The 14,551-nt window shown below is 58.1% G+C and carries 8 protein-coding genes; 3 read left to right on the forward strand and 5 right to left on the reverse strand.

All coding sequences use genetic code 11. The features are described from left to right. Positions 1 to 152 precede the first annotated feature (152 nt). The 3 genes from NOR51B_RS14075 (at position 153) to NOR51B_RS14085 (ending at position 4,796) form a co-directional block, all read left to right on the forward strand. The gene (locus tag NOR51B_RS14075; protein WP_050759500.1) at positions 153 to 2,084 is read left to right on the forward strand and encodes an NAD(P)/FAD-dependent oxidoreductase; all 1,932 of its coding nucleotides are present in this window, start codon (positions 153 to 155) and stop codon (positions 2,082 to 2,084) included. 269 nt (positions 2,085 to 2,353) lie between these two features. Further along, complete coding sequence (locus NOR51B_RS14080; RefSeq protein WP_009019402.1) at positions 2,354 to 4,261, forward strand: NAD(P)-binding protein; 1,908 nt, start codon at positions 2,354 to 2,356, stop codon at positions 4,259 to 4,261. Positions 4,262 to 4,349: 88 nt separating this feature from the next. Then, positions 4,350 to 4,796 (forward strand): cupin domain-containing protein, encoded by a 447-nt coding sequence (locus NOR51B_RS14085; RefSeq protein ID WP_009020471.1) that lies wholly within the window; start codon positions 4,350 to 4,352, stop codon positions 4,794 to 4,796. A 102-nt stretch (positions 4,797 to 4,898) separates the two neighbouring features. Here NOR51B_RS14085 and NOR51B_RS14090 read toward each other — a convergent pair whose 3' ends face one another. The 5 genes from NOR51B_RS14090 to NOR51B_RS14110 all read right to left on the reverse strand — a co-directional run bounded on the left by NOR51B_RS14090 (position 4,899) and on the right by NOR51B_RS14110 (position 14,524). Continuing rightward, a complete protein-coding gene (locus NOR51B_RS14090; protein WP_009019854.1) occupies positions 4,899 to 7,349 on the reverse strand; it encodes a TonB-dependent receptor in 2,451 nt (816 codons plus the stop codon). Between the two features lie 180 nt (positions 7,350 to 7,529). After that, the gene (locus tag NOR51B_RS14095) at positions 7,530 to 9,131 is read right to left on the reverse strand and encodes a tetratricopeptide repeat-containing sulfotransferase family protein (RefSeq protein ID WP_009019058.1); all 1,602 of its coding nucleotides are present in this window, start codon (positions 9,129 to 9,131) and stop codon (positions 7,530 to 7,532) included. Positions 9,132 to 9,223: 92 nt separating this feature from the next. Then, the gene (locus tag NOR51B_RS14100) at positions 9,224 to 11,755 is read right to left on the reverse strand and encodes a TonB-dependent receptor (protein ID WP_009019368.1); all 2,532 of its coding nucleotides are present in this window, start codon (positions 11,753 to 11,755) and stop codon (positions 9,224 to 9,226) included. Positions 11,756 to 11,919: 164 nt separating this feature from the next. Next, positions 11,920 to 13,911, reverse strand: coding sequence for a tetratricopeptide repeat-containing sulfotransferase family protein (locus NOR51B_RS14105; protein WP_009021217.1), 1,992 nt, complete (start codon positions 13,909 to 13,911; stop codon positions 11,920 to 11,922). A gap of 52 nt (positions 13,912 to 13,963) precedes the next feature. Next, positions 13,964 to 14,524 carry an aspartyl/asparaginyl beta-hydroxylase domain-containing protein gene (locus NOR51B_RS14110; RefSeq protein WP_009020831.1) on the reverse strand — a complete coding sequence of 187 codons (561 nt, stop codon included), beginning with the start codon at positions 14,522 to 14,524 and terminating at the stop codon, positions 13,964 to 13,966. Between the last annotated feature and the right edge of the window lie 27 nt (positions 14,525 to 14,551).

Genomic DNA, 14,551 nt, shown 5'->3' on the forward strand with positions numbered 1-14,551 from the left:
AGGCGACGGACTTGGCTCCTAGACTGGGGGCCTGATTGTAATACCGTGTTCCCGCAGAATGAAGTAACGCCGTGAGCGAGAGGTCAACGCCGCATTGCTCAATGGCGGTATACCGCGACCAGGGCCAGACGTATCCCCAGGAGACTATGACAATGAAAAAGCCATCGCCCCAGCGGGGTATTACCGCGAAAAGTGCAGCCGCCAGCGGTATCCGGCGACGGGATTTTCTTGGTGGCACACTGCTCTCTGCAGGGGCGTGTGCCTTATCGCCACTGGAACTCCTGGCCAGTGACTCTAAAAGCGCCGCTGGCTACAAAAGCACCGCTGGCTACCCACCGGCATTGACCGGTCTCCGGGGCAGTCACCCCGGCTCTTTCGACGTCGCGCACGCCCTGGCGTGGCGCGGTGAAACATTCCCCGCACCCTCCTCCATTGACGATCAGGACTACGATCTTATTGTCGTCGGGGGTGGTATCTCTGGGCTCGCAGCCGCCTACTTCTGGCGCCAGGAGCATGGCCCCGATGCCCGCATTCTTATCCTCGATAATCACGATGATTTCGGCGGTCACGCGCGGCGCAATGAGTTTACCGTTGATGGCAGGTTGATGCTGGGCTACGGCGGCAGTCAGAGTATCGATACCCCGGGCAGCTACTCCCCCGCGGCGGCACAGCTATTGCGTGATCTGGGCATTTTCACCGATCGTTTCTATGACTATTACGACCAACAATTCTGGAACAAGCAGAAACTCAGCCGCGGCTTCTGGTTTAGCGAGGAAGTCTATGGCCGCAACGTTACTGCCAAAGGTATCCAGACCTGGAGTCGCGCAACGGAGAAGTTGACGCAGGGGGATATAGCCGCCTACCCGATTCCCGAGGAGGCCAGGCGCGGATTTTTTCAGCTGCTTAACAGCGATACGAATTTTCTTGCGGATATAGCCCCCGAAAAACGTCGTGAATGGCTGATCACCCATAGCTACAAAGAGTTTCTGCTGTCAAAGGCCAAGATGCCAGAAGATGTGTATTTCCTGCTGAGAGATGGCATGCGAGGGTACGGCGGTGTCGGCCAAGACGCCATGCCTGCCCTCTGGGCACAGGAGCAAGAACTCCCAGGCACCCTCTACCTCGATTTACCACCGCTGCCCGAATCGTCAGCCGAGGAGATCGATGAGCCCTACATCTTTCACTTCCCCGACGGTAATGCCAGCGTCGCCCGGGCACTGGTGCGTGATCTGATCCCCGGCGTCCTGCCCCCCTCCACAATGGAGCAGCTGGTGCTGGCCAAAGCCGATTACAGCGCACTGGATCGGGCCGACAATGCCTGCCGGTTACGCTTAAAAAGCACCGCTATTAAGGTGGAACACAGCGCCGGTGAACGCGAGGTCGAGGTCACCTATGTGCGCAAGGGCACCCCAACCATGGCAAGGGGAAAACACGTGGTCATGGCCTGCTATAACGCCATGATTCCCTACCTGTGTCCCGAGCTGCCCAAAGCCCAGCGGGAAGCTATTACCTATGCTGAAAAAACGCCGCTCGTGTACGTGTCGGCGGCGTTCAAAAACTGGGAGGCCTTCGCCAACCTCGGGATGCGAGATATCAAGATTCCCCAGCCTGACATGATGCATTCTTTTAGCATGGATTTTCCCGTGAGCATGAGTGATATTGAATACCCAACAGATCCGTCGCAGCCCGTGTTCGTGCACGGCAGCTATATCCCCTGTGTTCCCGACTCCGGCCTCGACAACAAAGAGCAGTATCGACGTGGACGACGTGAGCTTTACCAGCTCAGCTATGACGACTTCGAACGTCGGCTGCTGCGCCAGTTCGATGGCGCACTAAGCCCCGGAGGCTTCGATATCGAGCGCGATCTGGCGGGGCTCACCATCAACCGCTGGCCCCACGGTTACGCCTACGAATACAACCCGCTGTTCGATGACCCGTCATTCGGCGTCGACAAAGGTCCCCATATCGCCGGTCGGGCGCCGATCGGACGGATTTCCATCGCCAATTCGGATTCCTCGGCCTACGCCTATGTCAACGGCGCCATCGATGCTGCGCGACGCGCGGTTTCCGAGCAGGCAGGGTAGCAAGCGCCCTGCCCGCCGGGTTCCGAATCCCGAGCATACGCAGCCTCGAGTGCACCGCACCCCGGGAACGCCCATCGGGTACCGACGACACGGGAACGACAAGGGGCGGGCGTCGAAAGTCACGCCTACTCCCCGACTGGCGTCGGTAATACGGTCCCCTTAATTCTGATAATCTCAGCCGGCATAGTGGCGCACCGAACCTGACCAAAGGCGGTCACGGGCACCCCTGGGTAGAAGAGTCATATTCAATTTCAGCACAGGAACAGCGGATGAAAAAACGATCGCGGATAACGCAATCGAGGATGCAGCGGGGACAAACCGCCGGCCTTACGCGCAGGGATTTCCTCAATGGCACGCTACTCACCGCCGGCGCCTGCGCCCTGACGCCGCTGGAATTGATGGCGGCGGCACCGAAGACGCCCTACCCACCGGCTCTCACCGGGCTTCGAGGCAGCCAACCGGGTTCCTTTGACGTTGCCCATGCCCTCGCCTGGCGGGGCGAGTCCTTCTCCCGCCCAACGTCGACCAGCGAGGGTGAGTACGACCTTGTTGTGGTCGGCGGCGGCATTTCCGGCCTGGCGGCCGCCTACTTCTGGCGCCAGGAAAAAGGGCCCGATGCCCGGGTTCTGATCCTCGACAACCATGACGATTTCGGCGGCCATGCACGGCGCAACGAGTTGTCGGTCGATGGCAAACTCCACGTCGGCTATGGCGGAAGTCAGTCGATCGCCAATCCAAGCGGTTATTCATCCGTCTCAAAAAACTTGCTGCGAGACCTGGGTATCTTCACCGAGCGTTTTTACGACTACTTCGATCAGGATTTCTTCAGCAGTCGCGGCCTCAAGGACGGCATCTGGTTCAGCGAATCGGTGTATGGACGCAACGTCACCGAAGAGGGTCTGAATGTGTGGAGCGAACCGGGCAAGGTTCTGGCCGCCGAGACGGTAGCGCGTTATCCGATCAGCGAACAGGGAAAGCAGGATTTGCTGCGTTTGCTCAGCAGCGAGCAGAACTATCTCGCCGACATCCCCCCGGCTGATCGTCGCGAGTGGCTGGGAAACCACAGCTACCGGGATCTGCTGCTCGACAAGGCCCGGGTGCATGAGGACGTGTACCTGATGCTGCGGGACACCATGCGCGGCGAGGGAGGCGTCGGCTGGGAGGCCATGCCGGCGTCGCTGGCACACCGTTTCAGCCTTCCGGGCACGCGGCATCTCGGAGTAGAAGCAACACCCCACGGAACCGAGGAGGAAGAGGAGGAGCCGTATATATTCCACTTCCCCGATGGCAATGCCAGCGTCGCCCGCTCGCTGGTGCGCGCGTTAATACCGGGGGTGCTTCCCGGATCGACCATGGAAGACCTCGTTCTCGCCCGAGCGGATTACAGTGCCCTCGATAGCAGTGATAACCCCTGCAGGCTACGACTCAACAGCACCGCAATCGAAGTCCGCCATAACCCCGACCAACGCGGCGTCGATGTGACCTACGTGCGCAACGGGACCAGCGAGCGAGTGCGGGGAAAGCACGTGGTCATGGCCTGTTACAACGCCATGGTGCCCTACCTGTGCCCCGAGTTACCGGAGATCCAGCGCGAAGCCATCGAATACGCCGAGAAAGTCCCCCTGGTCTATATCACAGCGGCCTTACGCAATTGGGAGGCATTCGCCAATCTGGGTTTCAAGCAAATCATGGTGCCGCAGCCGGAGCTGATGCACACCATTGAGATGGACTTTCCGGTCAGCATGGGCGGCGTGGAGTACCCGCAGGACCCATCGATGCCGACACTGATTCATGGCAGCTTCATTCCCTGCGCCCCCGATTCCGGACTGACCAACAAGGAACAGTTCCGGGTTGGCAGACAGACGCTATACCAAATGAGCTACGACGACTTCGAAGCCGGGATCTTCAAACAGCTCGATGGTGCGCTTGCCCCAGGCGGCTTTGATGTGGAGCGCGACGTGGCCGCGGTGACAGTCAATCGCTGGCCCCATGGCTATGCCTACGAGTACAACGAACTGTTCGATCCTGCCCATTACGGCCCGGACCTCGGTCCGCATCTGGCGGGTGCAGCCCAACTGGGCAGAATATCGATTGCCAATTCCGACTCAACCGCGTGGGCGTTTGTAAGCGGCGCCATCGACGCGGCGAGACGTGCCGTCTCCGAGCAGACAGGGTAGGAATCCCTGATCGCTGGCTTCTGGTACATAATAGGGGCGCAGGCATTGATCCCGCGCCGTCATTCTGAACCCCCTCGAGGAGAACATCATGCAAGGACACATCAAACGGGCCGCACTGTTCACCGCTGCCGTCGCGCTATCAACCACGGCGCTGGCTGAGACACCGCAACCGGCAGAGCTCACCCCCGAAGACCAGGCCGGCGCGATTTTTGATTCGCCGGAAACCAGCGTGACCGTCAACGAAAACGGCACTGTCAAAGACATCACTTCACTGCTGTCATCCGACGGCAAATTTGCCTCAGGCATGTACAGCGCACCGGCTTCGCGCTGGGAAATTACCGAACCCTACGGCGTCGATGAGTTCATGTACTTTCTGGAAGGCGGCGTAACGCTGACCTCGAGTGATGGCACCGTCACCGAAATCACCGCGGGCGACGCCGTGACCATCCCCAAGGAGTGGACCGGTATCTGGGAGACCGAGGGCTATCGCAAGATCTGGGTTATTTACTCCGCCGATGGATCTGGGCTCCAGTAACAGGCAAATCAAAAGCGAATCTTTCGCGTCGAATTGTTCATAAAAAAACCCCGGCACTGCACAGTGCCGGGGTTTTTTTATTGAAAACCGAGCGAGCTTTTTTTAAAAGTTGATGCTCGCTCGCAGTCCAGCAGTGCGAGGACGCGACGGGCCAAAGATAAACTGCGCGTAAGGTGTTCCATCGAAGGACTCACCGAACGTACCGTCAACCCAGTTATTATCGAAAACGTTCTCAACATAGCCACTAATGGACCAGTCTTCTTCCTGATAACCGACAACAATATCGGTCTGGTCAAGGAAGCGAATCGTCTGCTTCGACAGGTCTTCGGGGATCCAATCCCCTTTGGAGTCGTCTTCCCAGCTGTAGGCCAGGTTGGCAAACAATTCGCCGCCTCGATCTCCAACCGGGAAGGAGCCGTTCAACACCGCGAAGAAGGTAAACTCAGGCGCCAGCGGCAGCGGTTCTCCTTCACAGGCGTCTTCCGACGCACCGAGGTCGACGGCTGCGCCACAGAAGGGCTGAACGTCATTTGCTTCGGAGTCCAGCCACGAACCACCCAGCCGCAGGGTGACATTGTCCGTGAGTGCAGCATTAACCTCAATTTCGCTGCCCCAACCGTCGAGAACGCCCACGTTGTCCCCTACGGTTCGGGTACCCGGGCCGTCAGGGTTCTGCTCGGAAAAGAACGCCTGAAGGTCCTTGTACTCGTACAGGAATGCGGTCACTGACAGTTGGACCCGACCGTCCATCAGGCGACCCTTGTAGCCCAGCTCGTAAGCTGTAATCGTTTCCTCGTCGAAATCCGCTGGACGGTCGCGCCCCGGCAGCGCCGGACCCGCAACTGCCGTACCGGTAGCGTTGTTCTCGAAGCCATAGACATCGTAACCGCCCGGTTTGTAGCCTGTGGCGACGGAGCCGAACAGCAACGTGGTGTCGTTGGGCCGCCAGTTGGCAGCTACCCGATAGGTGATGGCATCCCAGTCTGCCGAGTCAGACACCGGGCCTTCTGGCGTTTCGGACATCCCGGAAATACCACCGCCAAATTGAGAACCCCCGATATCTGGCAGTTTTTCATTCGAGTAATCCCGCTCATCGTAGGAATAACGAATACCCGCGGTCATATCGAAGCTCTGGCTGAATTCGTAACCGACTTCGAAATACATTGAGTAGCCTTCGTAGGTACCCAGTGTTTCGTTGTAGTCGTTAATCAAACCATTGGTCGATGCCGTGAAATCGTAATAGCCGCCCAGGTAATCTTCATAGAAGCCGGTGCAGCCACGCTGATCCGGGGCATAATAGTAGTTCAGATACAGGTCGCAATAGATATCTTCTTCCTGAATCGCGCCGAATAAAGTGTCGATATCTTCTTTATAGACCGATGCACCGGCATACCAGCTTAAGGGCCCGTCGCTCTGAGAGGTCAGGCGGAGCTCCTGCTCGATGTAATCGCCCGACTGGAACTGCTCATATTCGTAAAGCGTAATCGGCAGGCCGTCGTAGTCCTCGCCATACTCGTAGTCGTGGTCTTTGTAGCCGGTCAGCGAGCTCAGGGTTGCCCAGCCAAGGTCGTATTCCAGAACCAGCCCAAGGGAGAAAACCTCAGCTTCATCGCGTTGACCCACGCGATCATTGCTGTTGGTCTGCGTGCCGCGCGCCACTTCAAAGGGCTCGCCGCCGTTAAGGAACAGCAGCGACGGACCGTTGAAATTGGGGCCCTCACCCGTAACCTGATAGATGGAGCCGTCCCGATTACGATCGTCGTATTGGAAGATCAGATCCCCGGTGAGCTTTTCGGTTTCGTAACGGAAGCTGACGCGCAAGGAGTCGCTGTCATGGCCGATCAGATCAGGGCCACCAGCGAGGTTCTTGACGTACCCGTCTTCCTCGGTGTGAAAGCCCGCAATACGCATGGCGAGATTGTCGGTTAGCGGGACGTTGACCGCACCCTCGAATACCAGCACTCCGCGCTCGCCCACATCGAGTTCGCCATACCCCGATAAGCCGTCTTCAACGCTCGCTTTTTGCGTCATTACATTGAACGCGCCCGTCACGGCACCGCGGGGAAACAGGAATCCCTGGGGACCGCGCAGTACTTCGCTGCGCTCAATGTCGTACAAGCTGCTCACCGCAGAACCCGTGCGGCCCTGATACAAACCGTTGACGTAGAAACCAATCGAAGGTTCCGCGCCGTTACCAAACAGGTTGGTCCGAATACCACGGACCGACACCGTGTCGAGAAACGAGTCCTTTGAGTTACCGGTGATGCCGGGTGTAAAAGAAATCAAATCCTTGATGTCGTTCAGGTTGAGCAGCCGAGTTTCGGCACCCGAAATGGCGGTGATCGACAGCGGCACGTCCATTAGCGATTCAGAACGTTTAGTCGCCGTCACCACGACCTCTTCGAGCTTTTGCGCACTCAGGGGTGCAGAGGCTGCGCCCGTAAGGACGGCAAGTGACACCGCCTGCGCTATTTTGGATCGCCCATTACCGGGTCGTAACGCCCGCTGTGCAGTGTCTGCTGACCGATTTAGGGAACGTAAATGCCTGGTCATATGTCTCTCCGGGTATGGCTGAAATGTGTGCAACTGCGCATCGCGGGTTTGCTACAACCAGCGATATTACTCTTTTTTTATTGAAACCGGGCATCGGGCGCATCCTGTCCTATACGCTCAACCGAAACGGATTTATTTGAGGCGCCCTACACTGCTGTCGCACCGATATAGTGCAAACAATCACAGAGTCAACGGCACAGCTTCTGCCTCCAACGCCTTGCGCATTGGGCCGAGCTCGCTCTCATAATGCCGCCATCGGCCCACCGAACGGGTGTGCGCCGGCTGTCTCACCTGCACCGAACTGGCTGTCGTCACGGCACCCGATTGCTGATGAAATTCGAGACAGGCGTCTTCCCAGGGCAAACCGAGGAACTCGATAAGCCGGCGCGCGTTGGGCTCGGTATCAGCCGCAGTATCCTCGTAAGAAATATCGAGAAATCGATCGCCGAATCGTTGCCGCCAGGTCTCCATAAGTCGGAAATAACGCGCGTGATGACGCGCCATTTCCGCTTGCTCATAGGAATGCGGATAGGCGTCCGCAAACAACTGCTTGAAGCTTGCGAAGCAGGCATCCATTGGCCCGCGGCGAAGGTGAACGATCTTGGCATTGGGTAAGGCTTTGAGAATCAGCGGTATGAACAGGTAGTTGGGGGGCAACTTATCCACAAACCGGGGCAAACCACCCTGCAATGCCGTTGTGGTCTGCAGATAGGCTGCACCCAGCTTCGACGGATCCACCGCCGCACCCAACTGCGCCAGCTTCGGTGAGTGGGGTGTCGGCTCGCGATAATCCGATAACCGACGCAGGCAGTGCCCAAATTGGCGAAGCTCTCCCGCCGAATGCACCTGCGAGTGGGCCACAATAATGCGTTCTATCAACGTCGTCCCGGTGCGCGGCTGGCCGACCACAAAAATCGGTGACGGATCCGGATCACCCTCGGGCCCATTGTCCAGCCATTCCCGCGTGTAGGTATCGGCAAAAGCCCTGAAAAATTCAATTTCATTGGATTCATCAAAATCAATCGTGGTACGCCGCGCAGCAGCACCGCTGGCAAAGGCCTTGAAAGCCCCCTGCCAATCTTCGAGATCCTCCAGCTCTTTACCCATGCCGTAGTACAGAAAAGCCAGGGCGCGGGGGTTTTTGCTGCACTGCACCAGCTCCTCCATCATCGCTACGTGACGACGATCTTTGGCCTTGCGCAAACCCGACATCAGCCAGTGGGCGTTGGGATGCGAAGGGGCCTGTGCCAGCACTTTTTTCAACAATGTCTCCGCCGCATCGAGCTCACCGAGGAACGTATGGTTATTCGCGCGATTGATCTGGTGAATCAAACTGTCGGGGTCTCTCTCAAGCGCCCGAGCAAACCATTTACCCGCCTCGTCCTGAGCGCCGAGCTGTCCATGTACCGAACCAATCAGATCCAGAACAATCGGGTTGTCATCGGCGTGCTCCACCGCTTTCGCCAGTGCGGAGTCGGCGCGCCCCGACTGCCCAGCGCGGACAAACAGATTCGCGAGATTGGCCCAGGCAGCGCCGTGGGTCGGATCAAGCTGTGTCACCGACCCAAAGGCACGGATGGCGTTATTGGTCTGCTTTATTTCCAGCGCAATAAGCCCTACCAGAAAATGGGCTTCGACGAGGTTGCCATCGGCGCTTAACAATCGCTGGCAGCAGGCGGATGCCTCGTTGATACGCCCGGCATTCAAATGATCGAAACCCTGACGAATCAGGGTTCGCATCCAGTGTGCTGGCGGATTCTTTGCTGCCTTGGATTGCTGCATGTGTCCTCACAATGGCCCCAACAACAGGCAAGCGTACCAAAAAAAAGGCCGCTAATTGCGGCCTTTTCTTCATCTGTCGAAATGGAGACGTATCAACCGCCACCCCAGCGTTTCACCACCCGGACGCCAAATTCCCGCGGCCGGTTGGTATAATACGGCGCAACGTGGTCGCGTCCGTCCTCAGCGTTGTACTGTGACCACCCTCCCAAGTTGCGATGCCCCAGATTGGCGCGCTCGTCGGTGATGTTGTTGACGAAAATAGACGCTTCCCAACTGCTACCCTCCAGCCCGACGCTGAGGTCGCCAATGTCGTAGGCCGGCATGGTGAATTGGGGAAACGAGTTGGTGATATCTTCGATGGGCGATTCGGCGATCTGACTGAGTCGTTCATCGCTATAGGACCACTGGAGGTGGACAAAACCTTCGGCCTTCAACCGGTTCACAGGGAAACGATAGGTCGCCCAGGCGGAGCCGCTGACGTCGGCCGCGTTGGGGAGTTTCGCGCCTTTCGGAATGTCGACCTCCCCGTCGTCCTCAAAGTCGACAGCGGTGTCGGTTTCGGCCTCAATCCAGGTGCCGTTGAGTCCGAGTGTCAGGTTGTCGGTAACGCCCCAGTCAAAGTGAAGCGTTATGCCAGTAATGCTGGCGTCACCGGCGTTGGACACGTTGAATTGGTAAGGCTGCCCGCATACACCCGGAATCGAGCCGCCATCGGGGCAGGGACCCACAGCAGGGTCAACCGCCGAAAACTGATACCCCTCCCAGTCCATCAGGAAGGCGGCCGCCTGGACATTCAGATTGCCGCCAATGGTGCCCTTGTAGCCCACCTCCCAATTGATCATTTCGTCGGGGTCGTAGGTCTCGCCAAACGCAGGAACGCCGCGGAAACGGTTGACGCCACCGGGCCGAAAGCCCACCGACCTCAGACCATAAATCATACTGGTGTCGGTAAGGTCATAACTGAGCCCAATCTTCGGTGCGAACTCCTGGTCACTCTGCGTCTCGCCCACCAGTGGCGCCGAATCGGGCACCCCCTCGGCCAACGCCTCCTCGTTATAGTTGAAGGTACTTTCGCGATCGAAGTAGCGCCCGCCGACGGTCACATCGAGTTTGTCGGTGATATTGTAGGTCAGCTCGCCGAACACGGCCCACTGCTCAAAATCCACCACCTGCTTGGCGTAAAACGGTACGGTCGAATCAGGTAATGGGCCTGTAAAAAATTCGGCATAGGCCAGAGAGATTGAGTCCTGATATAAATCTTCAGTGACGCCTCGACCATTTTCATTACCGGTCACGCCGCCGAAAAACTCCTCGTAGAAAGCCGAACTCTCTTCATAGAAACCACCAACAATCCACTCCAGACGATCGCTGTCTCCCGATAGACGCAATTCCTGCACAAATCGATCTGCACCATTAAACTGCTTTCCCGCGTTGAAAAAATCGCCTTCAACGGTGGGCGCACCACAATAGCCACCAAAGTAGACCGCCTCGCCGTTAGGCGCGGTAAAATACACGTAGCTCGGATCCGCCTCGAAACAATAGTAGGCCGCATAAGCGCGCACGTAGGTGGTCTGGTCCTGAAAGAACTCGCCCGACTGGTCATAGTAACCGGTTGCCGATACCAACTGCGCGAAGCCGAGATCGCCTTCAATGACAAGAGAGGCGACGTCGTACTCGATATCAAAAAACTCCTCGTTGTAAAGCACTGTTGCCAGATCACCGGCGTAGTCATCGGTAAAGTTGTAAGAGCCCGCGTCGGAGCTCTGGTTCATGTACATGCCGGTGGCGGTCCAGTTCTCGTTCACATCCCAGCGGAGCGCGGCACGGAAACCGTCGACACGGAAATCGTTAATGTCGTCCTCGACCACATCCGCGTTGTCCAGGGTGCCCCAGCCGGAGGGGCTGCGGCCGTAGATAGCCTCTGCTTTGCGATCGAGGGTGGTTCGTCCGAACACGTTGTCGACAAAGCCCCCGTCTTTGGAGGTATAACCGACCACCCGAAGTGTCAGCGTGTCTTCGATCAGCGGCAGGTTGACCACCACGGAGCCGTCGTAGCTCTCTTCACCCTCGGATCCGTCGCGTAACATACCGTCAACAATGACTTCGAAGCCGCTCGGATCCGGCGCATTGGTAATCATGCGCAGCGTGCCCGCCTGGGAGTCTGCCCCGTACAGCGTGCCCTGAGGACCCGCCAATGCTTCGGCCCGCGCCATGTCCACCGCATACACATAGGGCTGCTCGCCCTGGGTCGTCAGCGACACTTCGTCGAGGTACAACGACGTGGTGGACTGGGTGGTGTAGCTAAAGCCCGTCGAAGCGCCACGAAAGATGATGTCTGTCTGCCCGGCGCCAATGTCCCGGGTGGTCAACTCGGGCACAAATCGCGCGATCTCCGCAACGTTGCGCAGCCGGAAGTCTTTCAACATCTCCCCGCCGAGTGCCTGCACCGAAATGGGGATATCAAGGGCGGACTCGCTGCGCTTTCGCGCGGTCACGACGACTTCTTCGAGCCGTGCCTTTTGTTCTGTCTGGGCGACTGCGCCTGATGTTGCAAGGGTGCTGCCGAGGGCCGCGGTTAATGCCGAGGCAATGGGGACTTTCGCGAATCGAAAACTGGACGGCATGTTAGGACTCCTTGTTGACGTGGGAAATACGCAATTTACTAGGCCCGACTGACCCATCGCACTGTTGCGACACTGGTCGCCAATCGCATTTAGCATCCAAAGTGCGCTGGAACACCGCTACTTATCCTATACGCTCGGAATAAAAAAGAAAATCCTAATTATTGTCATTCGGCGGCCAAGAGCGGCTCCAGAGTGGATTTAAGCCCCTCAAGATGCGTCGCGTAATTCTTCCAGAGATTGACCGAACTGGAATAAATCGGCTGTCGGACCTGCTCCGAACTCGCGGTGCGAACCGCTCGCTGGGTATTATGAAACTCGAGACACGCCTCCTCAAAGGGCAACTCGCAGTAGTCGAGCAGGCGACGCACCTGCTGCTCGAGGTCGGCCACCACCGCCTCGTACTGCATGGTCAGCACGGCGCCGGGCATGGCCTCGTCCCAATGATCCATCAGCTCTCGATACAGTAGATAGTATTCACCGACGTCGAGGAGGTCGTAACTGAATGACTGGCCACTGGCGAACAATTGCTTAAAGGCGCCAAAGCAACTGTCCATGGGGTGGCGGCGGGCATCGATCACTTTTGCGTTCGGCAGCGCCATGCGCAGTAAACCCGCGTACATGAAATTATTCGGGTTTTTATCAATAAAAATCGGCGTATCACTGCGATATTTTTGCGTCGACGCGATATAGCGCTCACCGATGCTGCGCCATTGCTCCGGCGACCAGTTTCGCGCCACCAGGGGAAAACTCGCGTCGCGCTGCCGCCCACGATTCATCTCATGGATAATCCGACCAAGATCCGGCAGCTCATGGGTTCCCTCCACCTGGCTGTGACTGGCGAGAATCTGCTCGAGCAGCGTAGAGCCCGATCGGGGCAGGCCAACAATAAAAATGGGGGACCTGTCGTCGAGTCCTATGTCTTTGCCTGCTGCCAGCACTTGCGGAGTGAAGACCTCGATCATGTCCTGCACCTGCAATTCAGTGGCAACCGGGTCGTAGCGCTCCTGACTGCGACGCGCCTCGTTACACGCCTGAAAGTGGTGAAAGGCCCGGTCATAGTCCTTGCGGCCTTCGTATTCGAGTCCCAGGGCATTGTGAATCTGGGCCTCAGGCTCCGGATCGTCAAACCCCTGGGCAATCAACTGTTCCATCGCCGTGACTTCCTCATCCTCAAAGCGGAATGTCTTGAGGTTCGCGAGATTCCAGTAGGCTTCGGCATTTTTGGGATTGGCCGCAATGGCCCGACGATGCGTGGCAATAGCCTCGTCCTGTCGACCCAGCGTTTTTAGCTGGTGTGCCAACCCGGAAAAGGCACCGTCATGGTGCGGTGCGATATCGAGTGCGTTGCTGTAGGAGTTTATCGCCTCCTCATGCAGGTTCGCCTGGGACTGGGAGTTCGCCAGCACCACGTGGGCGTCCGCGGCCTCCGGATACAACGCCACGACCCGCTCTGAGCTCTCAAGCGCGGCGTTGTAGTCCCCCAGGTCGAGATAAGCTCGGGCAAGATCTAACCACCCCCTCGCAAAGCGCGGCGATGCCTCGACAGCGCGGGTCAGCAAAGCCGCCGCGTCCGCATATTGAAAATGCTCTGACGCCATCGTCGCGAGTTGTCGCAGCGCCTCGGCGTTGTCAGGATTCCGACGCACCAGACGACGAAGAATGGCTTCCGCTTCCCCGCCGGCCCCTCGGGCCTTGAGCCGCTCCGCCTCAGCCAGATCGTCGCTGTCTCCCTCGGGCATCAGCGCGCCCCCGGTGGCCTCTTGCTGCTGGTCGAGGTACGCCTGCTTTTTGCTGAGCTGCTCGGCCGCCGCTGTGGCGTCCGCGGGCAGCAGATCGCGGGCCCGGTTGTAACTGGCCCGAGCCGATTCGAAATCACCGGTCACGGTTTCGAGATCACCGCGCAATTCCTGTGCCCGATAAAGGTCGGGGTGCATCGATAACAGGTCACGTGTCAGGGCGTCCGCGCGCTGGAGCTTTTTTTGGCCAATAAGGCAGCGACCCAGCAGCCAGGTGAGGCCCGGATCACCCGAAAAGGTTTGCAGACCCACCTCGCAGACCGCCTGTGCATTGCGCCAGTCGCCGTTACGCAGATACGTCTCGGCGCTCTGGAATCGCTCCTTAAGTGTGGAACCTGCGGGACTTGAAACGCGCGCCATAGATATTTATCCGGAAACCAAAACGGGGGTAGTAGTCTACTTCTCTGGGAGCTCAGATGGATTCAGTACGCTCTTTTGGAACGTAATCAAAAATGAAATTCACCCGGGGCTCCGCACCTTTGTTCATCACGCTGTGGGCCTTCTGATTATTAATCTCAAACGCCTCTCCGACCCTCATGGGCATGGGTCTGCCATCTACCGTAAATCGCACTCTCGGATTGGTGATCAGCGGCACGTGTATGCGATGACCGTGATGAAAAGAAGGGTGGCTATCCCGATGAGGAGTGATCACCTCCCCCGGCAACAGTTTCGCTGCCATAGCCCTGATTATGGTGCCTCCCGGCGGATAATGCTCGCGGATAATGCTCTCCATCAACGGCAGCGCGACATCGCCGAGGTGGTCCCAACCGCCCTCTCGTGACACAGTGATATCCGGCCAGCCCTCGCCATCGGTAAACAGCAGCACAATCGACTCCGTCCGCCGATGAACGTCATAATCATTCTGGCGCTGCTCATTCTCCAACCAGGCCTCTGCGGGCAGCGCCAGTACGGCGTCGAGTAGCGGCTGCATCGGCACGGGGCCGAGCTCCCGGTAGGGATCTCCGATATCCATTGCTATAACTCCGTTGACCCGACTTGG

Source organism: Luminiphilus syltensis NOR5-1B, from assembly GCF_000158175.1.
Lineage (GTDB): Bacteria > Pseudomonadota > Gammaproteobacteria > Pseudomonadales > Halieaceae > Luminiphilus > Luminiphilus syltensis.

Coding starts and splice junctions, on each gene's coding strand:
- NOR51B_RS14075 (WP_050759500.1), top strand. CDS start 153: ATGAAAAAGCCATCGCCCCAGCGGGGTATTACCGCGAAAAGTGCAGCC.
- NOR51B_RS14080 (WP_009019402.1), top strand. CDS start 2,354: ATGAAAAAACGATCGCGGATAACGCAATCGAGGATGCAGCGGGGACAA.
- NOR51B_RS14085 (WP_009020471.1), top strand. CDS start 4,350: ATGCAAGGACACATCAAACGGGCCGCACTGTTCACCGCTGCCGTCGCG.
- NOR51B_RS14090 (WP_009019854.1), bottom strand. CDS start 7,349: ATGACCAGGCATTTACGTTCCCTAAATCGGTCAGCAGACACTGCACAG.
- NOR51B_RS14095 (WP_009019058.1), bottom strand. CDS start 9,131: ATGCAGCAATCCAAGGCAGCAAAGAATCCGCCAGCACACTGGATGCGA.
- NOR51B_RS14100 (WP_009019368.1), bottom strand. CDS start 11,755: ATGCCGTCCAGTTTTCGATTCGCGAAAGTCCCCATTGCCTCGGCATTA.
- NOR51B_RS14105 (WP_009021217.1), bottom strand. CDS start 13,911: ATGGCGCGCGTTTCAAGTCCCGCAGGTTCCACACTTAAGGAGCGATTC.
- NOR51B_RS14110 (WP_009020831.1), bottom strand. CDS start 14,524: ATGGATATCGGAGATCCCTACCGGGAGCTCGGCCCCGTGCCGATGCAG.